At 61.7% G+C, this 25,948-nt stretch carries 33 protein-coding genes and 2 pseudogenes; 19 read left to right on the plus strand and 16 right to left on the minus strand.

Features of this window, described 5'->3' with window-relative positions:
* The first annotated feature begins 113 nt into the window (after positions 1–113).
* Together B840_RS12355 and istB are read left to right on the plus strand one after the other, a co-directional pair.
* Complete coding sequence (locus tag B840_RS12355) at positions 114–551, plus strand: Mu transposase domain-containing protein (protein ID WP_211255115.1); 438 nt, start codon at positions 114–116, stop codon at positions 549–551.
* Entirely contained in the window at positions 548–1,339 is a 792-nt protein-coding gene (gene istB / locus B840_RS12360) for an IS21-like element helper ATPase IstB (protein ID WP_042622787.1), read from the plus strand. Before B840_RS12355 ends, istB begins: the two co-directional genes overlap by 4 nt.
* A 111-nt stretch (positions 1,340–1,450) precedes the next feature.
* On the opposite strand, the gene B840_RS12365 is transcribed toward istB, so the two are convergent.
* From B840_RS12365 to B840_RS12390, 7 genes are all read right to left on the minus strand, one after another.
* Positions 1,451–1,747, minus strand: coding sequence for a cupin domain-containing protein (locus B840_RS12365; protein WP_042622788.1), 297 nt, complete (start codon positions 1,745–1,747; stop codon positions 1,451–1,453).
* Between the two features lie 97 nt (positions 1,748–1,844).
* Entirely contained in the window at positions 1,845–2,018 is a 174-nt protein-coding gene (locus B840_RS13915; RefSeq protein WP_229676672.1) for a helix-turn-helix domain-containing protein, read from the minus strand.
* Positions 1,937–2,155: a recombinase family protein gene (locus B840_RS13920; RefSeq protein WP_229676664.1), complete on the minus strand. Its 219-nt coding sequence runs from the start codon at positions 2,153–2,155 to the stop codon at positions 1,937–1,939. Before B840_RS13920 ends, B840_RS13915 begins: the two co-directional genes overlap by 82 nt.
* Before the next feature lie 145 nt (positions 2,156–2,300).
* Positions 2,301–2,624 carry a ferredoxin gene (gene fdxA, locus B840_RS12375; RefSeq protein WP_042622790.1) on the minus strand — a complete coding sequence of 108 codons (324 nt, stop codon included), beginning with the start codon at positions 2,622–2,624 and terminating at the stop codon, positions 2,301–2,303.
* 264 nt (positions 2,625–2,888) lie between these two features.
* Positions 2,889–3,224 (minus strand): cupin domain-containing protein, encoded by a 336-nt coding sequence (locus B840_RS12380; RefSeq protein ID WP_042622791.1) that lies wholly within the window; start codon positions 3,222–3,224, stop codon positions 2,889–2,891.
* A gap of 357 nt (positions 3,225–3,581) precedes the next feature.
* A complete protein-coding gene (locus B840_RS12385; RefSeq protein ID WP_042622792.1) occupies positions 3,582–3,812 on the minus strand; it encodes a hexameric tyrosine-coordinated heme protein in 231 nt (76 codons plus the stop codon).
* Between the two features lie 95 nt (positions 3,813–3,907).
* Positions 3,908–4,693 (minus strand): IS6 family transposase, encoded by a 786-nt coding sequence (locus B840_RS12390; protein ID WP_084603121.1) that lies wholly within the window; start codon positions 4,691–4,693, stop codon positions 3,908–3,910.
* Positions 4,694–4,734: 41 nt separating this feature from the next.
* Here B840_RS12390 and B840_RS13340 point away from each other — a divergent pair, with 41 nt between their 5' ends.
* Positions 4,735–5,019 carry a hypothetical protein gene (locus tag B840_RS13340; protein ID WP_229676666.1) on the plus strand — a complete coding sequence of 95 codons (285 nt, stop codon included), beginning with the start codon at positions 4,735–4,737 and terminating at the stop codon, positions 5,017–5,019.
* A gap of 104 nt (positions 5,020–5,123) precedes the next feature.
* On the opposite strand, the gene B840_RS12395 is transcribed toward B840_RS13340, so the two are convergent.
* Positions 5,124–5,513 (minus strand): heavy metal-responsive transcriptional regulator, encoded by a 390-nt coding sequence (locus tag B840_RS12395; protein WP_003859021.1) that lies wholly within the window; start codon positions 5,511–5,513, stop codon positions 5,124–5,126.
* Between the two features lie 98 nt (positions 5,514–5,611).
* Between B840_RS12395 and merA the strand changes: the two genes are divergently transcribed.
* Positions 5,612–7,033, plus strand: a complete 1,422-nt coding sequence (merA, locus tag B840_RS12400; RefSeq protein WP_003859023.1) for a mercury(II) reductase — start codon at positions 5,612–5,614, stop codon at positions 7,031–7,033.
* 228 nt (positions 7,034–7,261) lie between these two features.
* Positions 7,262–8,377: a recombinase family protein gene (locus tag B840_RS12405; RefSeq protein ID WP_042622793.1), complete on the plus strand. Its 1,116-nt coding sequence runs from the start codon at positions 7,262–7,264 to the stop codon at positions 8,375–8,377.
* Positions 8,378–8,465: 88 nt separating this feature from the next.
* Here B840_RS12405 and B840_RS13615 read toward each other — a convergent pair whose 3' ends face one another.
* Positions 8,466–8,813 carry a hypothetical protein gene (locus B840_RS13615; protein WP_156971984.1) on the minus strand — a complete coding sequence of 116 codons (348 nt, stop codon included), beginning with the start codon at positions 8,811–8,813 and terminating at the stop codon, positions 8,466–8,468.
* A gap of 231 nt (positions 8,814–9,044) precedes the next feature.
* Between B840_RS13615 and B840_RS12410 the strand changes: the two genes are divergently transcribed.
* From B840_RS12410 to B840_RS12415, 4 genes are all read left to right on the plus strand, one after another.
* Positions 9,045–9,812, plus strand: coding sequence for an RNA polymerase sigma factor (locus B840_RS12410; RefSeq protein WP_042622794.1), 768 nt, complete (start codon positions 9,045–9,047; stop codon positions 9,810–9,812).
* Positions 9,809–9,973: a hypothetical protein gene (locus B840_RS13620; protein ID WP_156971985.1), complete on the plus strand. Its 165-nt coding sequence runs from the start codon at positions 9,809–9,811 to the stop codon at positions 9,971–9,973. The genes B840_RS12410 and B840_RS13620 overlap by 4 nt, the downstream gene beginning before the upstream one ends.
* Before the next feature lie 547 nt (positions 9,974–10,520).
* A complete protein-coding gene (locus B840_RS13625; RefSeq protein ID WP_156971986.1) occupies positions 10,521–11,477 on the plus strand; it encodes a hypothetical protein in 957 nt (318 codons plus the stop codon).
* A gap of 315 nt (positions 11,478–11,792) precedes the next feature.
* A complete protein-coding gene (locus B840_RS12415) occupies positions 11,793–12,137 on the plus strand; it encodes a histone-like nucleoid-structuring protein Lsr2 (RefSeq protein ID WP_042622795.1) in 345 nt (114 codons plus the stop codon).
* A 138-nt stretch (positions 12,138–12,275) separates the two neighbouring features.
* Here B840_RS12415 and B840_RS12420 read toward each other — a convergent pair whose 3' ends face one another.
* Both B840_RS12420 and B840_RS12425 read right to left on the minus strand, forming a co-directional pair.
* The gene (locus tag B840_RS12420) at positions 12,276–13,163 is read right to left on the minus strand and encodes an IS5 family transposase (protein WP_042622796.1); all 888 of its coding nucleotides are present in this window, start codon (positions 13,161–13,163) and stop codon (positions 12,276–12,278) included.
* A gap of 111 nt (positions 13,164–13,274) precedes the next feature.
* Positions 13,275–13,478, minus strand: coding sequence for a cold-shock protein (locus tag B840_RS12425; RefSeq protein WP_042622797.1), 204 nt, complete (start codon positions 13,476–13,478; stop codon positions 13,275–13,277).
* 458 nt (positions 13,479–13,936) lie between these two features.
* Here B840_RS12425 and B840_RS12430 point away from each other — a divergent pair, with 458 nt between their 5' ends.
* The 5 genes from B840_RS12430 to B840_RS12450 all read left to right on the plus strand — a co-directional run bounded on the left by B840_RS12430 (position 13,937) and on the right by B840_RS12450 (position 18,007).
* A complete protein-coding gene (locus B840_RS12430; RefSeq protein ID WP_042622798.1) occupies positions 13,937–14,554 on the plus strand; it encodes a recombinase family protein in 618 nt (205 codons plus the stop codon).
* 350 nt (positions 14,555–14,904) lie between these two features.
* Positions 14,905–16,137, plus strand: a complete 1,233-nt coding sequence (locus B840_RS12435) for an Nramp family divalent metal transporter (protein WP_042622847.1) — start codon at positions 14,905–14,907, stop codon at positions 16,135–16,137.
* A 29-nt stretch (positions 16,138–16,166) separates the two neighbouring features.
* On the plus strand, positions 16,167–16,865 hold the full coding sequence (locus tag B840_RS12440) for a metal-dependent transcriptional regulator (RefSeq protein ID WP_042622799.1): 699 nt from the start codon (positions 16,167–16,169) through the stop codon (positions 16,863–16,865).
* 186 nt (positions 16,866–17,051) lie between these two features.
* Complete coding sequence (cmtR, locus tag B840_RS12445) at positions 17,052–17,411, plus strand: Cd(II)/Pb(II)-sensing metalloregulatory transcriptional regulator CmtR (RefSeq protein WP_042622800.1); 360 nt, start codon at positions 17,052–17,054, stop codon at positions 17,409–17,411.
* Entirely contained in the window at positions 17,411–18,007 is a 597-nt protein-coding gene (locus B840_RS12450; RefSeq protein ID WP_042622801.1) for a cadmium resistance transporter, read from the plus strand. Before cmtR ends, B840_RS12450 begins: the two co-directional genes overlap by 1 nt.
* 106 nt (positions 18,008–18,113) lie before the next feature.
* On the opposite strand, the pseudogene B840_RS13350 reads toward B840_RS12450, so the two are convergent.
* Positions 18,114–18,307: pseudogene (locus B840_RS13350) on the minus strand (transposase); the annotation flags it as partial.
* On the opposite strand from B840_RS13350, the gene B840_RS13630 reads away from it, so the two are divergent.
* From B840_RS13630 to B840_RS13925, 5 genes and pseudogenes are all read left to right on the plus strand, one after another.
* Complete coding sequence (locus B840_RS13630) at positions 18,301–18,432, plus strand: glutaminyl-peptide cyclotransferase (protein WP_373285116.1); 132 nt, start codon at positions 18,301–18,303, stop codon at positions 18,430–18,432. The pseudogene B840_RS13350 and the gene B840_RS13630 sit on opposite strands and share 7 nt — an antisense overlap.
* Positions 18,433–18,443: 11 nt before the next feature.
* Positions 18,444–18,974 carry a DUF2771 domain-containing protein gene (locus tag B840_RS12455; protein WP_042622802.1) on the plus strand — a complete coding sequence of 177 codons (531 nt, stop codon included), beginning with the start codon at positions 18,444–18,446 and terminating at the stop codon, positions 18,972–18,974.
* Between the two features lie 69 nt (positions 18,975–19,043).
* Positions 19,044–19,583, plus strand: coding sequence for a hypothetical protein (locus B840_RS12460; protein ID WP_052491232.1), 540 nt, complete (start codon positions 19,044–19,046; stop codon positions 19,581–19,583).
* 42 nt (positions 19,584–19,625) lie between these two features.
* A complete protein-coding gene (locus B840_RS12465; protein WP_229676667.1) occupies positions 19,626–20,165 on the plus strand; it encodes a hypothetical protein in 540 nt (179 codons plus the stop codon).
* Between the two features lie 29 nt (positions 20,166–20,194).
* Positions 20,195–20,281: pseudogene (locus tag B840_RS13925) on the plus strand (metalloregulator ArsR/SmtB family transcription factor); the annotation flags it as partial.
* A gap of 7 nt (positions 20,282–20,288) precedes the next feature.
* Here the strand turns inward: B840_RS13925 and B840_RS12470 are convergent.
* The 4 genes from B840_RS12470 to B840_RS12485 form a co-directional block, all read right to left on the minus strand.
* The gene (locus tag B840_RS12470) at positions 20,289–21,005 is read right to left on the minus strand and encodes a M23 family metallopeptidase (RefSeq protein WP_188656965.1); all 717 of its coding nucleotides are present in this window, start codon (positions 21,003–21,005) and stop codon (positions 20,289–20,291) included.
* Positions 21,006–21,890: 885 nt separating this feature from the next.
* Complete coding sequence (locus B840_RS12475) at positions 21,891–22,169, minus strand: SHOCT domain-containing protein (protein WP_042622803.1); 279 nt, start codon at positions 22,167–22,169, stop codon at positions 21,891–21,893.
* Between the two features lie 475 nt (positions 22,170–22,644).
* Complete coding sequence (locus tag B840_RS12480) at positions 22,645–24,732, minus strand: heavy metal translocating P-type ATPase (RefSeq protein WP_042622804.1); 2,088 nt, start codon at positions 24,730–24,732, stop codon at positions 22,645–22,647.
* 123 nt (positions 24,733–24,855) lie between these two features.
* Positions 24,856–25,896, minus strand: coding sequence for an SURF1 family cytochrome oxidase biogenesis protein (locus B840_RS12485; RefSeq protein WP_042622805.1), 1,041 nt, complete (start codon positions 25,894–25,896; stop codon positions 24,856–24,858).
* Positions 25,897–25,948: the final 52 nt, after the last annotated feature.

Genomic DNA, 25,948 nt, shown 5'->3' on the forward strand with positions numbered 1-25,948 from the left:
CTAAGGGAGTGGTGGAACGGGCCAACGGATACCTGAAGTCCTCGTTTTTCCCCGGTCGCCACTTCACCCAACCGTCAGATGTCCAGCACCAGCTAGACGACTGGATCACCCAGGTGGCCAACCAACGGATCCACGCCACTACCAGGCAGGTCCCGGCGAAGGTGTGGACCGCGGACAAGGCGAAGATGACCACCCTGCCGCCGTATCCCCCGCAGGTCGGGGTGATGCGGCAGGTGCGCCTGCCGCGCAACTACTACGTCGCGGTCGACGCCAACCGGTACTCGGTGGACCCGCGGATGATCAACCGGATCGTCACCGTCCACGCCGACCTGGAGCAGGTGATCGTGCGCGCCCCGGATGGGGTGATCGTCGCCCACCATGTGCGGGTGTGGGGCGAGCATCAGACGCTCACCGACCCGACGCATGCAGCCACCGCGAAGCAGATGCGCCACCAGCTGGCGGTGACCCGGATCCACCCGCAGGCCGTCGAGGTCGAACAGGCGGATCTGAACGTCTATGACCGGCTGGCCGGCCTGGAGGTGGGAGCATGACACGCGCCCATCACACCGCAACGGAATCCGAGGTCGCCTACCTGGCCCGGGCGTTGAAGGCACCACGCATCGGATCGGACTACGCGGCCATCGCCGCCCAGGCCCGGGACGGTTCGTGGACCTATGAGGAGTATCTGGCGGCTGTGCTGTCGGTGGAGGCCTCCGCCCGAGCAGAATCCGGGGCGAGGGGCCGGATCAGGAGAGCGGGGTTCCCGCAGATCAAGACCATCGACGAGTTCGACTTTTCCACCCAGCCCACGATCGACCGCGGGAGGATCGCCCGGTTGGAGACCGGTGGGTGGATCACCGAGGCTGGAAACGTCATCTTCCTCGGCCCACCCGGAACGGGCAAGACGCACCTGGCCACCGGGCTGGGGGTGATCGCCGCCCGGCAGGGCTACCGGGTCGCTTTCGATACTGCGGCCGGGTGGATCACCCGCCTGACCCAGGCGCACAGCCGAGGTGAGCTGGACGGACTGCTGACGAAGCTCAACCGCTACCAGCTGCTGATAGTCGATGAGGTCGGCTACGTCCCGATTGAGGCGGACGCGGCGAACCTGTTCTTTCAGCTGGTGTCGGGCCGGTATGAGCGCGGTTCGTTGATCATGACGTCGAATCTTCCGTTTTCCCGCTGGGGTGAATGCTTCGGAGACATCACCGTCGCCGCGGCGATGGTTGACCGCATCGTCCACCACGCGGAGATCTTCACGCACAAGGGAACCAGCTACCGCATCGCCGGCCGCGAGGGTGTCCTACCGTCGGTCGTCGCCGAGCGTCAGGCACACTAGACAACACACAACATCGGGCTACATTTCGCTCGTCGTTACTGGGCTACTTTTCGACCATCGCTGACACGAACTCCACGAAGGGAGCCGAGGAGGGTGAATTACTCCTGGAGATCACGTGGAGAAGGTGAACCGGATCTCCTTCGGCATGATGTGGACAGCCTTAAACTCTGGGTCTGCCACGATCTCGTGCCAGATATCAGCGGGAATGACGAGGCTGTCTCCCGCGCTCACACCACGGTCTTCGGCAGAGAACTGAACGATGCATTGCCCCTCGGTGACGACGAGCACCGATTCGGTTGATGCTCTGTGTCTGGGCCAGGAAATTCCCGACGCCGCTTCCATCCGTTTAGTTTCAAACAGCGCTCCTTCTTCCAACGGCGTCACCCGGGGTCGTCCTGCGGATTCCATCGTAAAACTCCTTCGCCACACGTCACTCACTGGAGGGAATCTAGTCCCCGACCTGCCATACCGCCACCCTACCGGCACAGGTCATGAGCGATGAGAATTAGTCCTTATCGTTATTGGATAGCGCTCGGTAGAGGGTGACTCTGCCAATTCTGAGGTCTTGGGCGATCGACACCTTGGACTCACCAGCTTCTACCCGTTTCCGGGCTTTCTCGACGTCGTCCGGGGTGAGGGCGCGTTTGCGGCCCTTGTACTTGCCGGCCTTTTTCGCCAGGCGATCCCCTCGGCTTGGCGCTCCCGGATGATGGAGCGTTCGAACTCAGCGAAGGAGCCGAGAATGCTCAGCATGAGCTGGGCCCGCGAAGCATTGGATTCCGCCGAGAAGATCAGGTTTTCCTTGATGAAGTGCACGCTCGCACCCTTGGCGGTGATTTGGTCAATGATCTTCTGCAGGTCGACCTTCGACCATCACAATGACAGGCCAGGAACAACTATTGGTACGAGGGACATGAAACATCGCAGTCAGGTTCTCCTTGTTTAGGGCCGATATCAGGTCCTAGTCCTGGTTCTGTGGCGGCAGCGCCGCGACGAGCTGGACGTCAAAGTCCTGCGGACCCAGGCTGGCGGCACCGCCTGGCGAACCGAGGTCGTCGAAAAAGGCGGCGTTAGCGCCGGTGTAGTCCACCCACTCGTTGGGGACATCGTCTTCGTAGAAGATGGCTTCAACCGGGCAGACGGGCTCGCAGGCGCCGCAGTCGACGCACTCATCGGGGTGGATGTAGAGCATCCGTTTGCCCTCGTAGATGCAGTCCACGGGGCACTCCTCGACGCAGGCTCGATCCAGGACATCAACGCAGGGCTGGGCGATTGTATAGGTCATTGGACCTCCAATACTCCGGATAGAGTCGGGGAAAATAGGTTCAACGCCATCCTATTAGCTCCCCTGTCTTTAACCAAGGGTCACCTGACTTTAATTCCTGCTGCCAGTGGCAGTGCGGAGTGGATAGTGAAATCGCTTAGCTGATCGCCAGCACGGACATCAGGAACAGGAAGTCGGCGGGTGAACGGTTGCCGGTCCATGGTCTCGCCGCGGAAGACGGACCCTCGGCGGGCTCAAACACCCCAGGGGAAGTCCCTATCTTTCTTATTGCGTCAGTTTGGCAATGGTGATCAAAACAGCGGAGTCCTCGATTGCTTCGAGGCTGTGCCGAGATCGCGGCACGATCAACAGATCACCGCTGCGACCTATCCAGGTCTCATCGCCCGTCCTGAGTTGGACACGCCCTTGTAGGACATAAATCGTGGATTCGTCGTGATTGTCGCGCTCTCCGAGCTCGGCACCCTGACGTATCCCGATGACGGTCTGCCGCAGAATTTTTTCGTGCCCGCCGAAGACGGTATCCGCGGCACGGGCACTGGGGGCGGTATCGGCCATTTTGAGTTGCTGGCGGGCGATAGCCTCAATCGATATCTTCTGCATGCATACAACCTTTCAGAGCCGGTGCCGGGAGCATCAAACGGTGAGGGGCAGTGTTCTTTGTTCACGCGCCTGTCCTAATGATCTGGGAAGGTGGCGCAGGGCATAAGAAGCGGATCCCGCCGCGAGTGTAGTAGGTCTCCTCCGCGGGCGGATCGAGACGCAGGGTGACAGTCAGCTCCCGGTCTCGGGCACTGTCATCGATATGCGCGGCGCTCACGGGGAATGGCGGTTTACTGCAGCGTCGCGTGGCGGTTCAGTTCCATTCCGCCCCACTGCGCGAACTCTCCGATTGTGGCTGAGGGTGCTGGTCAAAACCAGCGGCCGGTCAGGGATCGCTCTTTGCCACACGTCAGGGACTTAAGCTCGCCAGTAATTGTTGGCGGCGGCGATGGTAGCGAACTCGATGGCGACGACATGGCCGGCCATGGTCAAAGAATCCGCGTTCGTGGCATAACCCGGTCGTAACGTCTCTCGGACTTCGGCATCTGGTTGGATTGCTCCGATGGTCTTCCGCGCCAGCATGATAGCCAATTCGCGACCCTGTTCAGGAGTCTGGGTGATCAAGGTGTTATCCGGCACAAGCGCCATGGTTGCCTCCACATAGTCAATACTTCGAACGGGTACGGTCACGAACCGACACTAACGTCAGCTAGTGGTTCCTCTCCGCCGGAACGTAATCTAGATCATACGGGAATGTTTCCGGGTCGACTTTGCGTCGGGCCCAGATAAATCGGTGGCGGAGAAATGGCTGAGGCGGCCTGACCCGGTTGATCGAAGACATCGACGACGTCTCCCGCGCCCAGGAGGACCGGATTGACCTGGATAGTGCCGAACAACCCCTCGGCGAGCTTATTCACACCACCGCCTTTCAACGTCCGATATGCAGATGTCCGGTTCTTAAACGCGCCTTTCGGCCCGAGGATCCGCTTCAGCCGACCATGGTCGCCTTCCAGGATGTTGTTGAGGTATTTCACCTGCCGGTGTTCCGCTGTTGGCGGGCAGATTCCCTCTGACTTCAACTCGGCGATTGCCCTGGCTAGGGAGGGTGCTTTATCGGTGTTGATCACTCTGGGATACCCGGCTGACGCATTGGATCTGAGGGCCTTGGCCAGGAAACGCTTCGCTGCGGCCACGTTCCGCTTCGGAGAGAGGTAAAAGTCCAGGGTCTGGCCACCGGCGGTGATCGCCCGATAGAGGTAGCACCACCTGCCGCCGACCCGGATATAGGTCTCATCCACCCGCCAGGAACTGGCCTGCCAGTCAGGTACCTGCCGGTACCACCGTGTTTGCTTGTCCAGCTCAGGGGCGTATTTCTGGACCCAGCGGTAGATCGTGGTGTGATCGACCGGCACGCCCCGCTCGGTCATCATTTCCTCCAAGTCTCGGTAGCTCACCCCGTAGCGGCAGTACCACCGCACTGCCCACAGGATGACCTCGCGAGGGAAATGACGACCCGAGAAGATACCCATGGCTGTGATTATTTCACGTCGCTCTTCCTACTGCCTCAACTTTGCAACAGCACCTTAGCGACCCTAATTCATCAGAAGAAAGTCGCCGAGATGCTTTCGATCGGCTAGAACGCCTTGACGACAAGCTTATGGAGCATGACGTCAACAACAAAAGATTTAATCTGCAATCACTGCAGATAAATAAAGAAGCATTTATTATAGGCTCAGTTTTGGTTGCGAGTGCTGTGGTGGCAACTATTAATCCAGAGGCCAAGAATTTTTTGGCTCAAAATGCACCAAAGGTATTATCCTCAACGGCCAAAATGTTACTTCCAGGTAAGAAATAGTCCTTATTTAAAGATCGATCCTGGTGATCAATCCTGCCATCTTTGCTCTCGTCGAGCTGCAACTCTCGCATAGCGTGGTTGCTAAGGAGGTGTGCCCAATTGGATTACAAGTACCTACACACTTGATCGGTGCTGCACGTTTCAGGGTCCGGGTGCGCGGCGTCCTGTCTGAGGTCCGCGATAGTGTCGCGCAGCACGGAGAGCTGCGCGATCTGCTGCTCGATCTCAGCGAGGCGCACGTCAAGCAGGTCGCGCACGTGCTCGCAGGGCGCATGGCCGCCGTCGCGGATGTCGAGGATCTGGCGGATCTGGGCGAGGGTGAGGCCCGCGGCCTGGCCGCGGTGGACGAAGTCGATCCGAGCGACCGTCTCGGGCGCGTAGTCGCGGTATCCGGACGGCGTGCGCTCGGTCGGGGGCAGAAGGCCCTGTTCCTCGTAGAAGCGAAGGGTCTTCGCGGTAGTGCCCGCCCTCTCGGCGAGTTCTCCGATCCGCATTGCTGTCTCCCTCCGTGGCCGCGCTTGACCTTCCCCTGTACTGGAAGGTCCAGTATGGCTGAGACAGAGCAGAAAGCCAAGAGTTGACAGGAGCAGCGATGCCTACGAAGTACGATCTCGCCATCATCGGATCGGGAGGCGGCGCGTTCGCCGCTGCGATCCGCGCCAGCACGCTCGGAAAGTCGGTGGTGATGATCGAGCGCGGGACGCTCGGCGGCACCTGCGTGAACACGGGCTGCGTCCCGTCGAAGGCGCTCATCGCCGCGGCCGGCGCGCGGCACGTCGCCGTCGACGCCGCAACCCGGTTCCCCGGGATCGCGACGACGGCGGATCCCGTCGACATGCCCGCGCTGATCGCTGGGAAGCAAGCGTTGGTGGAGTCGCTGCGCGGCGAGAAGTACGCCGACGTCGCCGACTCCTACGGCTGGCAGGTCCTCCGCGGCGACGCCTCGTTCGTGGGCACCCCTGATGCGCCGGTTCTCGATGTTGCCGGAGCCGACAGAAGCGTCGAGACCATCGAGGCCCACCACTACCTGGTCGCGACTGGTTCTCGCCCGTGGGCACCGCCGATCGACGGCCTGGAGGAGACCGGATACCTGACCTCGACCACGGCGATGGAGCTGACGGAGGTCCCCGAGTCGCTGCTGGTGCTCGGCGGCGGCTACGTCGCCCTGGAGCAGGCGCAGCTGTTCGCCCGCCTCGGCTCGCAGGTCACGCTGCTCGTGCGGTCCCGGCTCGCCTCGAAGGAGGAGCCGGAGGTGTCGAAGGCGCTCCAGGAGGTGTTCGCCGACGAGGGCATCCGCGTCGTCAGCCGCGCAGTGCCCACCCGGGTCTCCCGCGGCACGGGAGGCGAGGCCGTCGTGACCGCCGCCGTGTCCGGCGGCTCGCAGGAGTTCCGCGCCGACCAGGTCCTGGTCGCCCTCGGACGCCGTCCCGTCACCGATGGCCTGAACCTCGATGCGGTCGGGGTGAAGACCGGAGACTCCGGCGAGGTGGTCGTCTCCGACCGGCTGCAGTCCTCGAACCCGCGGATCTGGGCCGCGGGCGACGTGACCGGGCACCCCGAGTTCGTCTACGTCGCCGCCCACCACGGCACCCTCGTCGCCGAGAACGCGTTCGCCGACGCCGACCGGTCCGTCGACTACGCCCGCCTGCCGCGGGTGACGTTCACCGGGCCCGCGATCGGCGCGGTCGGGATGACCGAGAAGGACGTCCTCGCCGCGGGGATCCGCTGCGACTGCCGCGTCCTGCCCCTGCACCACGTGCCCCGCGCCTTGGTGAACCGCGACACCCGCGGGTTCATCAAGATCGTCGTGAACGCCGAGACGAACGAGATCCTCGGCCTGACCGCCGTCGCCAAGGACGCCGGGGAGCTCGCCGCCGCAGGCGTCCACGTGCTCGGCAGGACCGTCGCCGAGGTCGCCGACGCCTGGGCCCCCTACCTGACCATGGCCGAGGGCATCCGGATCGCCGCGAAGGCCTTCACCACCGACCCGTCGCTGCTGTCGTGCTGCGCATGAACGGCAACGCAGGCAATCGGGGAGATCTCATCCTGAAGAGGTGCAGACGATGAGCGCCCCTCCCCCTTGGTGGCTCCTGTCGGTTTTGAGATAAAGATGATTCGATAGGGCATACCCCATTGAGACATGACTGCTTGCAGAGTATCTGCTGTCTCACGGGGCCCTAATCCCTATCGCTGATAGAATTCTCATTGAGAGCAAGGACTTAGTGAGACATCGGAGGCGAACATGGCCAGAGTCGGGACACTGCTTGATGACTACGGCCGGCCTGCCGACCGGGTCCAGATCATCCGCCGGGGCAAGAACAATACCCGGATTAAACGATCCACGAACTACGGTCGCTCCTGGGCCGTCGAGGACGAGCTGGTGCCCACCGGGCTGATCCTCGACGACGGCGGCCTCCGCTTCGAGCAGCATTCGAACAACCCCACGCACGCCACCTATCGTGCCAATGGCATCCCGAAGGCCAGGTTGCGGGTCCAGCGGGTGTATTCGACCATCACCAAGGCCCAGGTCTACCTCGGGGACACCACCTGGTCCGAGGTCGAGGATTTTTCCACCAAAGACATCGTCTTCGACGGCGGCGCCGGCCATGGCTGGAACATCCCTACCTGGCATGAACCCATCGACACCGACACTTCCCTGGCCGTCGGGGAGCTGCCCCGGGAGCAGGGGAGGGAGGTGGGGGAGAGGCGGCAGGAGTCGACTCCTGTACCAGTCCCGGCCACGCAGGTAGCTGTGGCGCCGCCAGCCCCTGCGGCGCTGATACTGGAGGCCTCGAAGGTGCAGCGGTTTTCCTACCTGCGTGTGTCCAGTGCGGATCAGAACCTCGCCCGCCAACGCGCCATGATCGGCGACGTCAACAAGGAATTCATCGATGAAGTCTCCGCCCGCTCGAGGGCAGATCGTCCGGGACTGGAGCGTTGCATCGACTACCTGCGCGACCATGACGAGCTGCATGTCGCCTCCATCGACCGTCTGGCCCGGTCCCTGGTGGATCTGCGGTTCATCATCGATGCGATCACCGCCAAGGGAGCATCGGTGCACTTCATCAAGGAGAACCTGACCTTCTCCGAGGATTCCACCGACCCGCGGGCCACCCTCATGCTGGGGATCCTCGGATCCTTCGCCGAGTTCGAGCGCACCATCATCCGTGAACGTCAGGCTGAAGGCATTGCTCTGGCGAAGAAAGCCGGAAAGTACAAAGGCCGTAAACGCGCTCTCAGTCCGAAGAAAGTCCAGGAAGCTCGCAGACGGGCCGTCGCTGGGGAGTCCAAGGTCGTCATTGCCAAGGACCTCAACGTCAGCCGAGCCACCCTCTACCGGGCATTGAAAAGTGACTAGATTCAACTTCGGAACCAGCAAGCCAAGGTTTTATGCCAGCACTCGGTCGGTCTAGAGGTACGTTAACCAGCTTGTGTGCGAAGAAAGGTCAGGAGACAGCCCGCGCATGAAGCTCTTCAGTGCTTATTTCGTCCAGTACTTCGCCCTGCTCGGAGAGCACTGTAAGCAGATCTACTGCTGAACGAATATATGTCCCCTTTTGGTCATTAAACGCAATCGGAGTACCGAGAATTACGGCTAGCCGATTAGGAATAACGCTCAACAGAGCCTCGTCCGTGGCTCCGACATGGGCAGGAGAGTAAGTGATCGTGACGGTCCGATCATGGTACTCGATGTCCCGAGCTGCTCGAACGATTTGATTTCCAGGACGGGAATTTTCGATGAAATCGTGGAAATGCTCGACAATCTCATGGGGCTCAGGAGAGGGAGTAGGCATGGGACGAATCCTTATTTAGGGGGTGTAGGTGGGAACAAGCCTATCGCACCGCAAGACCCAGATTCAGGCGTCTCCACTGCAAGGTGATCCTGCGCCTATGAAACGAGACTCGGTCAGAGTTGAGAGCGCTCGAGAAGGTGAAGGAAGACCATCTGAACAGGGGAAAGGGGGATTTGAGGCGTTGTTTCCATGTAACTTAAAGTGTTGAGTAAATAGCCCGAAGGGGGCCGCATGGAGGACGCTGACGAACTCTTTGAGCCAGGGCTGCGCCGCCGGCGGAATGCGGTCCAGCGGTGGGTCACTAGTCAAACTGTAGATGAAGTGAGCAGGCGAGACGGAGACCGTGAGCTCTACCAAATTCTTGCCGACCAAGGATTTCGTGGAGCAGACTATGCGGATTTCGAACGGGAGCTGGTGGACTACGGATTCATGGTGATCCGATCTTGGCTCCGCAAGGGAAAACTGCTCGAAAAATGCGGTTCGTTAAAGGTCAAAGGCATCTCTACGGGTATTGATCTCGACCCGAGTTCCCTGAGAGAACATGAAATAGAGGACCTGACAGAAGATATTGTCGCCGACGGCATCTACCGGTTTCGTGAGCAGTCCCTTTTCGGTGGGCGGTGGAGGCCCAACGGCCCTGCCAGCATGCGCACTTTTTTCATCAATCGATGCTTGTTTTCTTCAGCCGACCCACTGACGGCCTTTCACCGGCAGAGAAAACGGGAGCAGGAGATGATCTACCTGGACGGATTCAGTGACAGAGGCTCCTTTGTGGACCCCGAGAACACGGCTGAGGCAGTAACTCAAGATATAGACCTGATGCGCCTTGTAGGAATGTTAGGCCCTCAAGACCGCGAGATACTCACCCTTCATCTTGAGGGGCTTAAACACCGTGAGATTGGACAGAAGATGGGTACCACCCCCAAGGGGATCGAGCGGCGGTTGGCTCGTATCCATGCCCGCCTTCGAGACGACGCAACTAAGGAGGAGACCGCATGAGTGACAGCTATAGAAAGGCGTTCGAACGTTCTTCGTTCGGAACTCCGGAGGTGGCCCAGGCACGAAAGGTGATTACCGCTTCGCAGCGGGAAAGCGTGCTCAAGAAAATTGAGGATAAAAGGCGATCTACCAGCAAAAAGGGGGATATTGGGAGGAAGTAGCCATGTAATGGGTATCGCTGAAAAGCGATGCCGGGGCCTGGCAGCCACCAGACCCCGGCAGTATCGAGAGGCTAGAACCTCATCGCCATCACTTTGACGGGTGATAGCAGCGATCCTAGCGGAGCTACCAGTGTCCGATCAGCGGACACGCTCACTCTCGATAAACTTGAGAGGAGTTCTCGTGGCACGACGATCAGTCCATCGATCCGCCAAGACCGGCCGCTTCGTTCCCAAGTCCACGGTTGCGCGGTGGCCGGGGAAGACCACCACCGAGCAGGTGGGCAGCGGAACCAGCAACCACCGGCCGGTGTACCGCTCCGCGGCTACCGGCCGGTTTGTCACTCCTGGTCACGGAAAGGGAAACCCGAGCGGGACCATCCGCCAATGGGTCTAATTCCGCCGACCGCAAGGAATCGTGCTCTCGTCCTCGGACGGGGGCACGCTGCCTTGCGGCGAGGGTGATCATGGTCTGGCTCATAATCGCGCAGCCGCCCACGCCGCCAAGCTTGATTTGCGAATTACATGACTTGAGAGAAAGGGATCATTGATGAATGTTACTGATTTTCAGTGGTGGACGGCAGAGAGAGTGGCAGCTGCTGCTAATGCTGGCATCTTCGTTCTTGCTGTCATTACGGCGGTCGCGGCACTCGTTGCTGTCTATCAAACGAAGAGAATCATCAAACAGAACGAAATAGCTAGAACCGACCATTCTGAGGCGGCACTGGCGTCTCAGAAGCAGCAAGAAGAGTACAACCGCCTCGCTACTGATTCAGCCGACCATCAAGCAAAGTCGGTAGAACTGCAACGAGAATCAGTGGAGCGAACAAATCGCCCGATGATGACTGTTCGCTATCTTCCGCCGAAGAGCACAATGGATGTCCTCGACCTGGAGATCTCCAACGTGGGCAAGTCGGTCGCCTATCAAGTTCACGCTGAGTTTGACCCACCGCTTCCTGAGCCTGACTTGGATGCGTTGAACAAAAACAGCGACCCTGGTCAGACCTTCCACCACCCCAACGCGGAAATACCTAGGACGGTGTTTGCTGGGCGCACGTTCCGCACTTGGGTGCCAGGACAAAAGGTAACAGCACCCTTTTGGGTTTCCCATAAGGACTATGAAGTCGGTGACCGGGACGCACTTTCTGCCGAGGGAATCCCTGCCCAGCAGCTCGTCCACATTCATTACCGAGACGAAAAAAACGAACGTTACGCCGACACTTTCGAACTCGACCCCGGCATCTGGGCTGGAACAATGTTTCAAGAGACGGATGAGCAAAAACAACGCAAAGCTTTAGAGAAGCTATCTAAGTCCGTCGAAGGATACGGAAAGACTTTCACGTACCAGGTACAGACCCTCCTGAATCGAGCCACGTCCCCGACGCAAGAAGAGATTGAACAGAAGAAAGAGCGGGAGGAAAAAATCGCCCGTATTCGGGCGCGCGAGCACCAGCGGAAGACGCGACAACATGAAGTAGAAGCACGCCAAGACAAGAAACAGAACTAGCTCCTAGCGCTGAGCGTTGTCTGAACCAGGGGCCGGGGCATGGGGAAAGGGTGCTGTTGAAATAGAAATTCCGGCTTACGCACTATTGGTTGGCGTGCAGCGCACGATAGGTGGGCAGCTCTGCTAATTGGGTCCACAACGCGAGTGTGCAACAGCCCCCGGATAACTTACCGCTTTTGATCTGTTCGGCTTCCTCCGGGGGTCAGAACGTTCAGGGGGCGTGAAACTGTAAACTCATGCCATAACCATAAATAGCAGTGGAGTTTCCTCACGGATACGTCACCGAGAAATCCCTTCTACACCGAGGAGCACCCCGTGGCACGCCGCGAAATCACCCAGTACTTTGACGACATCGACGGCACGCCCCTGACCGATGACCAGGTGACCACCCTCCGATTTGGCGTCGAGGGCTCCGAGTACGTTATCGACCTCTCCGAGGACAACGCCACCCGATTCCTTGATCTGCTCGCCCCCTACGTCGAGGCTGCCCAACCCGCCCCGGTGGCACGCAACTCCCGCACCCGGGCTGCTGGTGGGGCGAAGCGTTTACACTCCCGCCGGATCCGCCAGTGGGCGCAGGAGCAGAACCTTCAGGTGTCTGATCGGGGCTCCATCCCCAAGCACATCGTCGAGGCCTACAACCAGGCACACCCCTCGTAGGGTCGAAGCGTCGTTCATGCGTTTTGTGGGTGCTGTGGCCACGACCATGGGACACCATCCCTGGCCAGGCGATGAGAAAAACCGCCGCACCCGACGGTGAGGCGGTCATTCTTTACCACGCGAGTGGCTTAGGCGGTGTTACGAAAGTCGTTTCAGCCAGTACCGGATCACCGCCAGCTGAACCGTGGCCTCGAAGTGCACCACTAACTTATCGAAACGCGTGGCACACCCACGGTGCTGCTTGATCCGGTTGATCCCCCGCTCCACCACATTGCGCCGCCGGTAGACAGAAGTGTCAAAGGCAGGGGGTCGGCCACCGGCTGATCCCCTGCGCCGCCGGTGGGCGACCTGGTCCTTCGGCTGGGAGATTGTCGCCTTGATGCCCCTCGACCGTAGATACTTTCGGTTGGCTCGCGAGGAATACGCCTTATCTGCCAGCACCCGCTTGGGTCGTCGCCGCGGCCGGCCCCGGCCGGTGGACGGGACCCGGATTTTGTCCAGGACCGGCACCATCTGTGGCCCATCACCTGCCTGGCCAGGGGTGATCACCAACGACATCACCCCACACCCGGCATCGATACCGACGTGGATCTTTGTTGACCATCCGCCCCGGGAGCGCCCGAAACCATGATGATCAGGCTCCCCGGGGTGCCGGAGGGGACTGTCCTTGCGGGCGCCGGCGGCATGGACATGCCCGCGGGCAGTGGTGGAGTCCACGCTGACCTCCCAGGAGAGTTTTCCCTTCTCCTGGGCGTGGGTGAGCAACCGGGTGTGTACGTCCTCCCACACTCCGTCAGCCCGGAGACGGGCGAACAGGTCGTGGACCCGCCACCACGGTCCGTAGCGCTCATGGACATCACGCCAGGGGCATCCGGTACGGATCCGGAAGAAGATGCCGTTGACCAGGGATCTCAGGTCCCAGGTACGGGGGCGTCCCCGCCGTGAGGGGGCGGGCAGCAGTGGGGCGAGTAGATGCCATTCGGCGTCAGTGAGGTCATGGCGTGCTGAGGGCGGTAAAGTAGGCAACGAGGGTTTCCTTGCAAGCGTTGATGATTCGACACCAACAGCGTGCGTGGGGAAACCCTCGTTGCTGTTTATGACACGCCGGTCTCACCCACCGGATTTTCGTAACACGGCCTAGAGCGGGCGAACCTGCTGGGCCTGCGGGCCCTTGGCGCCCTCGCCGACCTCGAACTCCACCGGCTGGTTTTCCTCCAGGTTGCGGAAACCGCCGCCCTGAATCTCGGAGTAGTGGACGAAAAGATCAGCGGACCCATCGTTGGGGGCGATGAAACCGAAGCCCTTCTCGGAGTTGAACCACTTCACAGTTCCCTGTGCCATATCTATTACCTTTTCCTTGATGAGGAGATGCTACGTTCGCCAGCATAATTCGCTGAAGGACGGGTCGGTGGAACTCCTCGTCGACCATCAAGCTACGCAGTGACTGCATGGTGAGGACAACCAGGCGCTCGCGAGTGCCTCAACACTGCGCACAGAAACCGCGACCACCAATAAGTGTGCCATGGATCACGGTCCGGCGTAGCGACCTTGTCAGAAGTCGACTCCACGAGAAGCCAGGCGCACAGACATGAAAAGACACCCTTTCCGGCCAGAGCGGTGGCGGGCCGGCAAGGAAACTGGGTCAACCGGAAAATCGTGTCACATTAATGGTTTTTTACACCGTTCACGTGACATAGGTAAAATAACGCGTTAAGTGACAAAATCGGCTTTTTCGACCTTGGATGACATTTTTGAAAATCGTGTCACGTAAACGATCGTATAAGTGATGGGAGAATCCTATGGCACTGATTGGTTATATGCGGGTGTCGAAGTCGGATGGGTCGCAAACCACCGATCTGCAACGCGACGCCCTTCTTGCGGCCGGGGTGGATCCGGGCCATCTCTACGAGGACATGGCGTCGGGCAAGCAAGAGGACCGACCCCACCTCGAGGCGTGCCTCAAGGCCCTGCGCTCCGGCGACACCTTGTTGGTGTGGAAGTTGGACCGGTTGGGCAGGAATCTGCGCCACCTGGTCAACATCGTCCATGACCTCACCGCCCGCGGGGTGGGGTTGAAGGTGCTCACCGGTCAGGGGGCGGCGATTGACACGACCTCGGCGCAGGGCAAGCTGGTCTTCGGGATCTTCGCCGCCCTCGCTGAGTTCGAACGTGAGTTGATCTCCGAGCGCACCAAGGCCGGCCTGGAATCCGCCCGTGCCCGTGGGCGCAAGGGCGGCCGGCCGTTTAAGATGACCCCAGCGAAGGTGCGCCTGGCGATGGCATCGATGGGCCAACCGGAAACCAATGTCGCAGCCCTGTGTCAGGAGTTGGGGATTACCCGTCAGACGCTATATCGGCATGTGTCCCCGACAGGGGAGTTGCGGGAGGATGGGCAGAAACTGCTTTCCGGCAGCTGACCACCGGCGGTGAGGCATGGGTGGGCCAGGGTGCTCTGAGGTCGTCTCGAGGTGTCCTATATATAGAGGTATAGGGGCAAAAAATTGAGGGAGAGAATCCGGTCGCACTGACTTCCCCATCACCGCAGCCGCCAAACGAATCTGTGGGTCACATTCCAGGATGATCTCATGGCAGGAAAAGTCGGCCCGGGAAAATGCCCATGATCTTCATCGTGCCAGGAGGAGGGCCGCGCATCTCACGAGTGCAGCAGGATCCCTAAAATTTACCCTCCGTCACTGAAAGTTCGTGTAACTTAACTTTTATGAGGCTCAGTAGAGTCCGGGGAGACCCAGGCGAAGCGGTGCAAAGGATGTTGAGTAGGCGACGGGTAGGCCGTCAGCCCTTGGCCTGGTTACTAGGCCCGGCCTTCGTGGCTGCGGTGGCCTATGTGGACCCGGGCAACGTCGCGGCGAACATCACCGCCGGGGCACAGTACGGGTACCTGCTGGTGTGGGTGCTGGTGGTCGCCAACGTCATGGCGATGCTCGTGCAGTACCTTTCAGCCAAGCTCGGTCTGGTCACCGGCTATTCCCTGCCGGAGTTGCTGGGGCAACGGCTACCCCGGGGACGACGCTTGACGTTCTGGGCGCAAGCAGAGACGGTCGCCGCGGCCACGGACCTAGCCGAGGTGATCGGCGGGGCGATCGCCCTCCACATTCTCTTCGGCCTCCCCTTGTTGATGGGGGGCCTGCTCATCGGGCTGGTATCAATGCTGCTGCTGGCCATCCAATCCAGGCACGGTCAGCGTCCCTTCGAGTTCGTCATAGTAGGTCTGCTGGTAATCATCACCGCTGGCTTTCTCACAGGCATGTTCATCGGCACTGTCTCCTGGGGCGAGGCCTTGGCTGGGATTATCCCGCGCTTTGAGGGGACCCCGACGGTGGTGCTGGCCGCGAGCATGCTCGGAGCCACCGTGATGCCCCATGCCATCTATGCCCACTCCTCCCTCGCCCGAGACCGCCACGGTGACACCATCCCGCCCGAGGCATTGCCGCGTCTGCTCCGTGTCACCCGGTGGGATGTTCTCCTGTCGCTGCTGGTGGCCGGGTCGGTCAATATCGCAATGCTATTGTTGGCGGCCGGCAACTTGAACGGGATTCCTGGCACCGACAGCATCGAAGGGGCCCACGCGGTGATCACCGACACGCTGGGCCCGGTAGTCGGAGTGGCCTTCGGTGTCGGTTTGCTGGCTTCCGGGCTGGCGTCCACCTCGGTGGGCTGCTACGCCGGATCCACGATCATGGGCGGATTGCTGCACCGGCAGATCCCGCAGGTGGTGCGGCGAGCGGTCACCCTGCTCCCCGCCTTAATCGTGATCGCCGCCGGGGTGGAGCCGACGTGGGCGCTGGTGCTCTCCCAGGTGGTCCTCAGCCTGGGTATCCCCTTCGCCCTGATCCCGCTGGTGGTGTTGAGCAGTGATCAAACCCTCATGGGTGGTTTCGCCATCCGGGTTCCTCTGCAGGTGGCGTCCTGGGTGGTGGTCGCGTTGATTGTGTCGTTGAATCTCGCCTTGATCGGACTGCTGGTCACCGGTCGGGGCTGACCGGCTGTGGTCTTCGGTAGCGTGAGTCTATGGACCTGAGTGAGATCACGCCGGTAGCCCAGGACTACCTCAAGGTGATCTGGGCGGCCACCGAGTGGGGAGGCCCACCCATCACCGCCACGGCCTTGGCGGCACGGATGGGCACGACCACGCCCAACGTCTCGGATACGGTCAAGCGGCTGGCGGCCCAGGGACTTGTGGAGTATCAACCTTACAAACCGGTCATGCTTACCGAGCGAGGCGAGAAGTACGCCATCGCGATGGTACGCAGGCACCGATTGCTTGAGACCTTCCTTGCCACCACCCTGGGCTACCCGTGGGAGGAGGTCCACGACGAGGCCGAACGGCTCGAACACGCCGCCTCAGAAACCATGATCGAGCGTATCGAGGCTCTCCTCGGGAACCCCGCCACCGATCCACACGGCGACCCCATCCCCACCGCTACCGGGCAGATCTCCCGCTCCATCAATGCCACCCGGCTCACCCACGCCACTCCGGGTGACTACGAAATCATCCGCATCTCTGATGCTGACTCCAGCCAGTTAGCCGGCTTCAGGAGGCAGGAAATAGTTCCGGGCGCCATAGTGAACGTCGCTGGCGCGGGCCCACACCAAGACAGAGTTCTCCTCACAGACGCCGACGGGAAAGCGGTCGTCCTCACCCCCGAGCAAGCCGGTGTCATCTGGGTGACGCCCTCCCCCGGCGTCGGGGGCAGCACTCCCTTTTAACTGGTGAGAGGAGACAGCAGTGGAACCTCTCTCTTCATCCATCGTGGTTATTTTCTGAAGTCCTGCGCCCAAGGCGACCCTTTCCGATGCATGACGATCCGGGCTGGTTCGCATGGTGCCTGGCCCGTTCCTTGGGGGAGGACGTACGGGCATATACTGTTCAGTGTTGGCTGTATAGTTCAGTGCATGTTGACTATTGCTTCTCGTCTCGATGTGATGAACCGGTCGGGTCGGGCCATGGCAGATCCGACTCGTTCCCGTATTTTTCTGACCCTGCTGGAGGGGCCGGTCTATCCTGCCGCTCTCGCTCGGGAGCTGGACCTGACGCGGTCAAATGTGTCGAACCACCTTGCTTGCCTGAAAGACTGCGGAATTGTTGTCGCCGAACCGGAGGGACGGCAGACCCGCTATGAGATCGTCGACGCCCATCTTGTCCAGGCGTTGAACTCGCTGTTGGACACCACCCTGGCCGTCGATGGCAACGTCCCCTGCCTCGACTCAGACTGTGACGTGCCCGGCTGTGACATCGGACAGGCAGGAGCGTAATGGTCACCAGCCTGCTGTCGGCGATCGGCCTGTTCATCGCCACCAATATCGACGACATCATCGTGCTCTCGCTGTTCTTCGCCCGCGGGGCCGGCCAAGCGGGGACCACGCTTCGGATTCTGGCTGGTCAGTACCTTGGTTTCGCGGGTATTCTCGCAGCCTCAGTCCTGGTCACCATAGGGGCGGATGCTTTCCTGCCCACCGAGGCGATTCCCTACTTCGGGCTGATCCCCCTGGCACTGGGATTGTGGGCGGCCTGGCAGGCCTGGCGGGGAGATGATGACGACGATGACGACGCGACAGTCAGCGGAAAGAACGTAGGTATCTTGACCGTCGCCGGGGTGACGTTCGCCAACGGTGGCGACAACATCGGCGTCTACGTCCCGGTCTTCCTCAACGTGGAGAACGCCACCGTCATCATCTACTGCATCGTTTTCCTCATCCTGGTGGCAGGCCTGGTCCTGCTGGCAAAGTTCGTGGCCACTCGCCCACCCATCGCAGAAGTCCTCGAACGCTGGGAGCACGTGCTGTTCCCGATCGTTCTGATCAGCCTGGGAATCTTCATCCTCGTCAGCGGCGGTGCCTTCGGTCTCTAACAAGCTCATCCCGAGCGTCCATATGGCCTATCCAGATTTCGTCACCGGCATCAGCTCAATCGCCAATAAAGTTGCGAAAAAGCCGCCACACAAAGCTAACAGTCACAGCTTCGAGATCGCGGAAGAACCCGGTCCAGGAGGCCACCGACTCACTCGTGACGACGTGCGTGCCCAGGAGTTCGCGGTAACCTTCGGCGTTGACCCCGGTGGTCAGCAACACGGCGGTTTTCACCGCCTGTCCGTCTTCGCGGACTGCATGGTCAACGCGTCGCAGGAGACGCACATATAGGGGTTTGTGTTCGACCGAGGCCTCGCCTGATCATGCCCTGAACGGGGCCGCGCACGTGTTCGGCACCGGCTGGTTCCTCCTGGGTGGGAAACGCTGGCCCGACCTCTACGAGGTCGAGCTCATCCCCGCCCAGTAGGATGAGGAGCCATGTCCACCCCTAAAAAGGCGCGGCAGAGGTCGCTGCTGCAGTTTCTCGCTCTCCTGGTCGCCGTGGTGGTCATCATCCTCGCCGCGATCCTCGCCCAGAACTGGTGGAACAACCGGCTCGGACCCGCCCCGCAGGACATCACCGTGACGGCCCGCGTGGGTGACGCCTCCATCGAGGTCTCCCCCTACCTGGTGTGTGAGCCCGGGCTGGAGTGCCCGGAGGGTGAGGTTCCCAACCTGCCGGTCGGCCCGGACGACACCCTGCTGCTGGAGATCCCGGAGGCGATCCACGACCATGACTGGCAGCTGCTGATGATCTACGACGATCCGGCGGCCAACGACCAGCAGCTGCACGGCCCCTATGACACCGAGCAGGTCGAGATCCCCGGCTCCGTCGACCCGCTCACTGAGGGGGACCCCCGTCCCCGTCTCATGGTCGTGGAGATCTCCTCTGCCCAGATCGGTCTCGACGCCGACGGGGAGGAGACCCCCTACGCCACTGTGTGGTCCCTGAGCACGATGGCGGACTAGGGAAGCGATCGGTTTGGCGGGCGAAAGTGTCTAGGACCGGGTTCATGACATCATCGACTCTGGAGGACATTGCCGCCCGGATCCGACCGGCAATGGTCCGCCGCGGAGGCGCTGCTGCATTCCTTCCCCACATCGCTGGGCCTGGCACCACGCGCGGTCCGGTTGGCTAAACGAGGGGTCACCCGCGTCAACTACGCTTTCCTGGCAAGCGAGATCGACGAGAATGACCCCTCACTCCACTGCGCCGCCCGTCTCGCTGATAGCTGGGGGGTGGATCTGCGGGTCTTCGCGTTCTCCCCCTCTGGCCTCGCGGACCAGTCCTTCCACGACAAATTCGACTTCACCAGCGAGCTCATCGACGAGTGGCGCGAGCACTCCCTCGCCGTCATGGACCGTTCTTACGATGTGCTGGGGGAATTCTTCCCGGATCTCTCGGGCGACTCGGACATCGGATCAGGCAAGGCTGGTCGGGTGCGATCGATGCACTCACGTGGAAGAAGGGTGATCTGCTCATCCTCGGCTCCACCCCACCCGGCCCGCGGGAACGAGTTTTCGTCGGTTTCTCCGCCACCGAATTCCTCGGGCACGTCCACGTCCCCGTTCTGCTGACACCCCTCACCCCGGTACTGACGCGAAGGCTAAGGTGAGGGCATGAATGGACGTGACCCGGAGACGAATTCGCCCCAGCGCCCGCAGAGTGACGGCCGCCGCAGGCGTTACTTCCTCGATCACCCGGAGAACGATCTGACCGCGGACGCCGACTTCGCCAACCGCCGCCCGCCGGCTCCCCGGACAGCCGAGGAAGTCGCCTCCTCCACGGATCCCGTGCTGCAGGCCGACCGCAACACGATGTCGACGCGTCAGGCTTTCACCTGGTTGTTCGGCACCATCATCGCCACCGTCGTGGTCGCTTATGTGCTTGCGTGGGTTGCCCGGCTGATGGGTGGTCCCGTCTGTGACGCCGGCGACGCCCTCTGGCTGTGCTCCCGTTCCTCGCAGATCTGGTGGCCCCTTGTCACCAGCCTGGTCCCCGCCGCGGGTGTCATCGGCTGCGCCATCATCATGGTGCGTAAGTTGAACAGCTTCACCCGCTGGCGCCCGTGGATGGGTGTGTTCTGGGTGCTCATTCCCTTCGCCATGATGTGGATGTTGCAGACCTGGCAGATCTTCATCCCGGCCCTCACCGACTAGTAGTACGTCGTCAGCTCTTGTGGGACGGGGCCGACGACCAGGCATTGTTGTTAGGTGTCCTGCTGGTGTTGTTGACCCCGCGCATCGATTACGTCATTGTCTTTTCCAGGCTGGCCAGCACAACTAGAAGGTGATGCCGTGCTGGGCGAACCAGGGGGCAGGGTCGACGGCGCCGCTGCCGGTGGGGTAGAGCTCAAAATGCAGGTGGGACCCGGTGGAAAAACCTCGGTTACCCATACCGGCGATCTTCTGGCCGGCGGTGACCTGCTCGCCGACGCTGACGTCGAGGGTTTCCATGTGGCCGTAGACGGCAATGGAGCCATCGTCGTGCTGGATGCGGATCCACTGGCCGAAACCGGAGGCCGGACCGGAGTCGATGACGGTGCCGCCCATGGCGGCGAGAATCGGGGTACCCACGACGTTGGCGATGTCGAGGCCGGCGTGAAGGCTGCCCCAGCGCATACCGAAACCGGAGGTGAAGGTGCCCTCGGTGGGCTTGACCACAGAGGCGGACGGGGCCTGCGCGGCCAGCTCTGCCTCCGCGGCGGCAGCCTCTGCTTCCGCGGTTGCGATTGCCTCGGCCTCGGCAGCAGCACGCTCAGCGGCGAGTTCGATGGACTTGTTCAGCTGCTCGTCGAGGTTGTCCACCGGCTTGTGCTCGGCGATGGTCAGGATCTGCGGGGCGGAATCGGTCTCGGGGTAGAGCACCTGCTGCGAGTCGTTGGCAAGCTGGTAGTCGGCGGTGAAGGATTTCTGGGCGGCGGCGGAATCGGCCTGCAGAGTCCCTGCGGCCGCGCCGCCGATGCCGGCGGTGGAGACTGCGCCGATGGCAGCGGCCATGAAGGCGATGCGGCTCTTGGTAGACCGCTGATTCTGGCTGGAAATGGTTCTACTCCTGTCATGCTGCCCGCTGCACGGGCCTGGACGATAACCCAATCGTGAGCACATCGTGACCGTTTCGTTATTGATTCGCAGAACCATACATATTCGACCTAGTGTATGCAAGCCCCCCGGCCGCCTATAATTTGTCTGCCAGAATCGCCGGCCTTAAGTAGCGAAAAAAGCCCACGCTAGCGCCCGGGTATGCAGTGAATATCAGGATTCTCCCAGCTCAAGCCCAGTTTTATCGGCGGCGAAGTGCGCTCCGAATCACACAGGCCACACCTTTCCGGGAGGGTGCGGCCGTGAACGAAAGATGGGGGAGAGGTGGCGTCGATAAGCGGGCGTCAAGAAACCTTGCGCCCGTGGACCCCGTGATAGAAGACGGCCACGCGGGTGACGACGCCAGCCAACACGGCGTACATGGTGCCGTAACCGCGGGAAGCGACCAAGGCTCCTCGGCGGAGCATTGTCACCGCCTAAGCCACGAAGAAAAGAACCGCTGCGGGGATGAACTAGTCCCCGGGGCTCACCTGCCAGGTCCACCCCGGAATCGTGCCATTATAAGTGAAAACCCGAGCCTGACGTGCGCGGATATCCCTCTCTTGCTGGGCGGCAACTACCTCCACCTGCAGTAGACCGTCCTGGCTGTGAAGTACTTCCGCTGCCATAGGTTTCCTCGCACGAGGATGCCCGCGTCGTCGCCCTCAGAGACCTGGGGGAGGGAGTTGATGGATGAGCCCAGGGAAACCCGGCCTCGCAGACGCCGATTCCACCCGGAGGCGATCCCAGCCATGACCTGTGTCCCCGGGGGAGCACCTGCCGGGGGCTGGGTGGCGTCAGGGCCTAATCTTTATCCTTACGGTTCTCAAGACGCCGCCGTTTCTCGTCGTACTCAGTGGCGTCGATCTCCCCTCGGGCATAGCGCTCATCGAGCATGTCTCGTGCCCGATTGCGCTCCGGTCCCTGAGCCCTGTCATCGCCTCCTGGACCTCGTCCTATTCCGCCGCGGAAAATGCCGACCATGATCATGATCAAGACCACGATACCGAGCACGAGTAGGGCCAGGACCAACCAGCCCATTCCCATGCCCCAACCCCCCATGTGGTCTCCATCCCAGTGCATGTTTCACTCCTTCGGGGTTTCCCGAGCAGCTGACCATCGTTGCCGGGGAGCGCCAGGCCTTCCACATTTTCCGGATCAGTACCGCCAGCAGCTCTTCTTCTGCCTGTGGCCACCAGAATAGGTGGCATGCTCTCCTACCTCGACTATTGAGGAGAACCCAGTCACAAAGCCAGTCTGGGGAGAGAATCTTCACGAATTCTTCATCAGAGAGGACATGCAGGAACTCATCCTGGGTGGCTGTCTTTATCTCCAGAGAAGGGCAGCTGAATGATCACGTCAGACGAGGCTTGCTGTCAGGGGCAGAAGTCGTTTGCCTGCCTTTACCTCACGGAGGATGTGTGTGGCTAGGCGCCGAGGTATGACACTGTCACGCGGAGTCGATAGTAGGTCAGAGACGGTTTCGCTGGCCTGAGGGTGAACGCGGCTTCGGACTGTTCTCGAAACTGCCCCCACTGGTGACTGGCAGGGGGAAGCGTCAGTGCGTGGGCTTATCTTCGTGGTCGATGCCAGCGTGTTCCTTGCCCTTCTGGAAGTTGAGCAGGCGCAGCGCGTTTGCGACGACGATGAGAGTGGATCCCTCGTGGATAAGCACGACAGCGCCGATATTCAACCCGAGGAAGGTCGCGATGATGAGGACAACGACGACTGCGAGGCTGGCGATGAGGTTCTGCCGGATGATCTGGCCAGTCGCCCGGCTCAGCCGGACAGCGAACGGGACGCGTCCGAGGTCGTCACTCATCAACGCGATGTCACAGGTCTCCAGCGCGACCGTCGACCCAGCGGCACCCATCGCAATGCCGACATCAGCGCGGGCCATGGCGGGGGCATCGTTGACACCGTCGCCGACCATCGCGATCGGATGGTATGTCTTGGCCAGGCCCGTGATGTGGGTGACCTTATCCTCGGGGAGCAGCTCTCCGATCGCCGTGTCGACGCCGACTTCCCGGCCGACCGCGTCGGCCACCCGCTGGTTGTCGCCGGAGATCATGACCAGATGGCCCACCCCTGTGTCCCGGAGCATGCTGAGCACCTGGGCAGATTCGTTGCGGGAGGCATCCATCACTCCGACGACCCCAAGGAAGCGGTCACCGCGACGGACCACCATCAACGTCTGCCCCGAGTCGCGGGCCTTCGTGTAGGCCTCGGCCAGCGAAGGAGGCAGCTTAAGCTGCTGCTCGTCGAACATGCGGAGGTTGCCCACTTCCACCCGTTCTCCGTCGATCGTCGCAGTGATGCCGCGTCCAGTGAGGGCAGAGAGATCGGTGGCCACCAACCGCTCGGTCTCCGGGACGCGGGGGGCAAGGTCGCGGACGATCGCGGCAGCAAGGGGGTGGTCGCTGAGCGATTCGACAGCCACAAGTGTGGGGATCAGTTCCGCTTCGGACGTATCGTTGGCGGGAGCCAGTGAGGTCACTCGGGGCGCGCCCCACGTGAGGGTGCCGGTCTTGTCGAACGCTATCGCCTTTACTCGGCCCAGTGTCTCGAGCGGGGCACCGCCCTTGACGAGCACGCCGGCCCGGGCAGCGCGAGCCACACCCGCCAGGACCGCGGCTGGGGTGGCGATCGCGAGAGCACATGGGCTCGCGGCGACGAGCACGGTCATGGCGAGGTAGAAAGCGTCGGAGAACAGCTGCGCGAACACGAACATCGACACCAACAAGGTGGCGATGACCCCGAGGATCACGGCGGGCACGTACCAGCGCTGGAACCGGTCGATGAACTGCTGGGTCGGGGACGCGGCCTGGTCGGCGGTGCGAACGAGCTCGACGACTTTGCTCAGCGTTGAGTCGGCGGCGGTCGCGGTGACCTCGATCTCGAGCACGCCGGACCCGTTCACGGTGCCGGCGAACACTCGATTGGCAGCGGGGAGGGTGTCAATCGTGTGCATCGTCCGCTGTGGGTCGGCCACCGGTTCCTTCTCCACGGGGATCGACTCGCCCGTGACCGCTGATTGATCAACGGCGGACATCCCGGAGATCACGAACCCGTCCGAGGGGATGCGGGAATTCGGGCGGATGACCACGATGTCTCCGACCACGAGTTCCTCCACGGGCACTTCCACGGGTTCGGTATCACCGCGGCGCACCAGGGCGTGGCGGGGGGCGAGTTCGGCGAGGGCCTCAATGGACTTGCTGGCGCGGCTGAGGGCGTACTCCTCGAGGGCGTGGCCGAGGCTGAACAAGAACAGCAGCACCGCTCCCTCCGCCCACCGGCCGATGAGGGCAGCGCCGACTGCGGCGACAAGCATGAGGAAGTCAACCTCGAACTTCCCCCGCAGCGTGGAGGAGATCGCGGTGCGGATGGTGAAGAACCCGCCGAAGAAGTAGGTGGCGAGAAAGAACGCCAACGGCCATCCGACCATCGGCAGCCCCAAGGCGAACTGCGCAATCATCCCACCGGCGTAAGTGACGCCGGCGGCGATCGAGAACCCCAACTCCCAGCGTGCGGAGCCGTGGGCATGATCGTCGGTAGGGGTGGTCGGCACTGTCGGTGTCAGGGCTGTGGGGGGTCCGTTCGGGGCATGGGGCTGGCCGGGGTCATGGCCGTGGTCGGGCGTGCTCATGCCTGTAGCCTAGCCGGGAAAACCCCTTATTGAAAGCTTATTGAAAATGCTTGATGGCATCCGGTCTGGTACGGCCCACGCAAGTGTGAGGCGGGTCGAACGGTGCTGCGGGGAAGGCCACGGTTAGAACCGCTCGCGCTGGCGACGAGCGAATTTCCGGGAGTGATCCGGTCGACTGTCACCGTAGCGGTCGTGCAACATGCGTGAACGGTCACCGGAGGATGCGGACGTGGTGGTTTCGGTAGGGGCGGGGCCAGGGGTGTCGTTCTCCAGGAGGGGGGTGCGGAGGGTGCCCATCGTGCCGGAATCCGTGTCACCGTCCTGTTGGTCCGTGGTCTGCTCGGCGGATGCGGCGTCGACGGAAAGCTCGACCTCCTCGCGGCGCACGCGGCGGCGTTCCTTCAACTCCGCCCAGATGAAGTAGCCCAGGCCGAGCGGGGCCATGATGCCAAAGGCGATCCACTGGAAGGCATAGGACAGGTGTGAGCCGCGGTCGAGCATGGGCACCGGGATGGCGTTGATCTCCCCGGCCTGTCCCTCGGCCAGCTGCACATAGTCCTGTGCGAGATCTGTGCCGGTCACCTCGGCGATCTGCTCGGTGTTGATGCCGTAGACCTGGCGGTAGCCCTGGTCCTCGATCGGCGGGGACATCGGTGTCTGCTCGGCAAATCGGGCGTGGCCGAGAATGGACTGCTCACCGGTCGGCGGGGTGTCCATCGGGGGGACACCGCCCTCGAACGGCGGTTGAAAACCACGGTTGACCAGGATCACCTCACCGGAGTTCAGCTGGAAGGGGGTCAGGGCGTGGAAGGCGGGGGAGGAGTCGACCGGACGGTTGCGCATCAAGACCTCATCCTCGGGCAGATAGTGGCCCTCAAGGATGACCCGCGCCCATTCCTCCTCAGGCTCAATGCTGCCCTGGGCGTCGAAGACCTTCCTGGCGGGGACAGGCTCGACCTCGAAGGCGGCCTCGATCTGATCGTTGCGCTCGACGATGGCACCATCCCTGCTCAGCTGCCACGGGGCCAGAAAGGTAAAGGAGAAATAGGAGAAGGCGATGATGGCGAGGACACCGAACACCCAGCCGGGCCGAAGGAATGTCCTCCAGCCCTTCTTCTGCGCGGTCCGCTCGTACCTGCGTTCACGTGTGCTGCTCACGGCCATGACTTCTACTTCCCCGTCCGGTGAGAAAATGCATTCTTTTCCAGTGTGCTGA

The organism is Corynebacterium marinum DSM 44953 (assembly GCF_000835165.1).
GTDB lineage: Bacteria > Actinomycetota > Actinomycetes > Mycobacteriales > Mycobacteriaceae > Corynebacterium > Corynebacterium marinum.

Coding starts and splice junctions, on each gene's coding strand:
- istB (WP_042622787.1), top strand. CDS start 548: ATGACACGCGCCCATCACACCGCAACGGAATCCGAGGTCGCCTACCTG.
- B840_RS12365 (WP_042622788.1), bottom strand. CDS start 1,747: ATGGAATCCGCAGGACGACCCCGGGTGACGCCGTTGGAAGAAGGAGCG.
- fdxA (WP_042622790.1), bottom strand. CDS start 2,624: ATGACCTATACAATCGCCCAGCCCTGCGTTGATGTCCTGGATCGAGCC.
- B840_RS12380 (WP_042622791.1), bottom strand. CDS start 3,224: ATGCAGAAGATATCGATTGAGGCTATCGCCCGCCAGCAACTCAAAATG.
- B840_RS12385 (WP_042622792.1), bottom strand. CDS start 3,812: ATGGCGCTTGTGCCGGATAACACCTTGATCACCCAGACTCCTGAACAG.
- B840_RS12390 (WP_084603121.1), bottom strand. CDS start 4,693: ATGGGTATCTTCTCGGGTCGTCATTTCCCTCGCGAGGTCATCCTGTGG.
- B840_RS12395 (WP_003859021.1), bottom strand. CDS start 5,513: ATGCGGATCGGAGAACTCGCCGAGAGGGCGGGCACTACCGCGAAGACC.
- merA (WP_003859023.1), top strand. CDS start 5,612: ATGCCTACGAAGTACGATCTCGCCATCATCGGATCGGGAGGCGGCGCG.
- B840_RS12405 (WP_042622793.1), top strand. CDS start 7,262: ATGGCCAGAGTCGGGACACTGCTTGATGACTACGGCCGGCCTGCCGAC.
- B840_RS13615 (WP_156971984.1), bottom strand. CDS start 8,813: ATGCCTACTCCCTCTCCTGAGCCCCATGAGATTGTCGAGCATTTCCAC.
- B840_RS12410 (WP_042622794.1), top strand. CDS start 9,045: ATGGAGGACGCTGACGAACTCTTTGAGCCAGGGCTGCGCCGCCGGCGG.
- B840_RS13620 (WP_156971985.1), top strand. CDS start 9,809: ATGAGTGACAGCTATAGAAAGGCGTTCGAACGTTCTTCGTTCGGAACT.
- B840_RS13625 (WP_156971986.1), top strand. CDS start 10,521: ATGAATGTTACTGATTTTCAGTGGTGGACGGCAGAGAGAGTGGCAGCT.
- B840_RS12425 (WP_042622797.1), bottom strand. CDS start 13,478: ATGGCACAGGGAACTGTGAAGTGGTTCAACTCCGAGAAGGGCTTCGGT.
- B840_RS12430 (WP_042622798.1), top strand. CDS start 13,937: ATGGCACTGATTGGTTATATGCGGGTGTCGAAGTCGGATGGGTCGCAA.
- B840_RS12435 (WP_042622847.1), top strand. CDS start 14,905: ATGTTGAGTAGGCGACGGGTAGGCCGTCAGCCCTTGGCCTGGTTACTA.
- B840_RS12440 (WP_042622799.1), top strand. CDS start 16,167: ATGGACCTGAGTGAGATCACGCCGGTAGCCCAGGACTACCTCAAGGTG.
- cmtR (WP_042622800.1), top strand. CDS start 17,052: ATGTTGACTATTGCTTCTCGTCTCGATGTGATGAACCGGTCGGGTCGG.
- B840_RS12450 (WP_042622801.1), top strand. CDS start 17,411: ATGGTCACCAGCCTGCTGTCGGCGATCGGCCTGTTCATCGCCACCAAT.
- B840_RS12455 (WP_042622802.1), top strand. CDS start 18,444: ATGTCCACCCCTAAAAAGGCGCGGCAGAGGTCGCTGCTGCAGTTTCTC.
- B840_RS12465 (WP_229676667.1), top strand. CDS start 19,626: ATGAATGGACGTGACCCGGAGACGAATTCGCCCCAGCGCCCGCAGAGT.
- B840_RS12470 (WP_188656965.1), bottom strand. CDS start 21,005: ATGGCCGCTGCCATCGGCGCAGTCTCCACCGCCGGCATCGGCGGCGCG.
- B840_RS12475 (WP_042622803.1), bottom strand. CDS start 22,169: ATGCACTGGGATGGAGACCACATGGGGGGTTGGGGCATGGGAATGGGC.
- B840_RS12480 (WP_042622804.1), bottom strand. CDS start 24,732: ATGAGCACGCCCGACCACGGCCATGACCCCGGCCAGCCCCATGCCCCG.
- B840_RS12485 (WP_042622805.1), bottom strand. CDS start 25,896: ATGGCCGTGAGCAGCACACGTGAACGCAGGTACGAGCGGACCGCGCAG.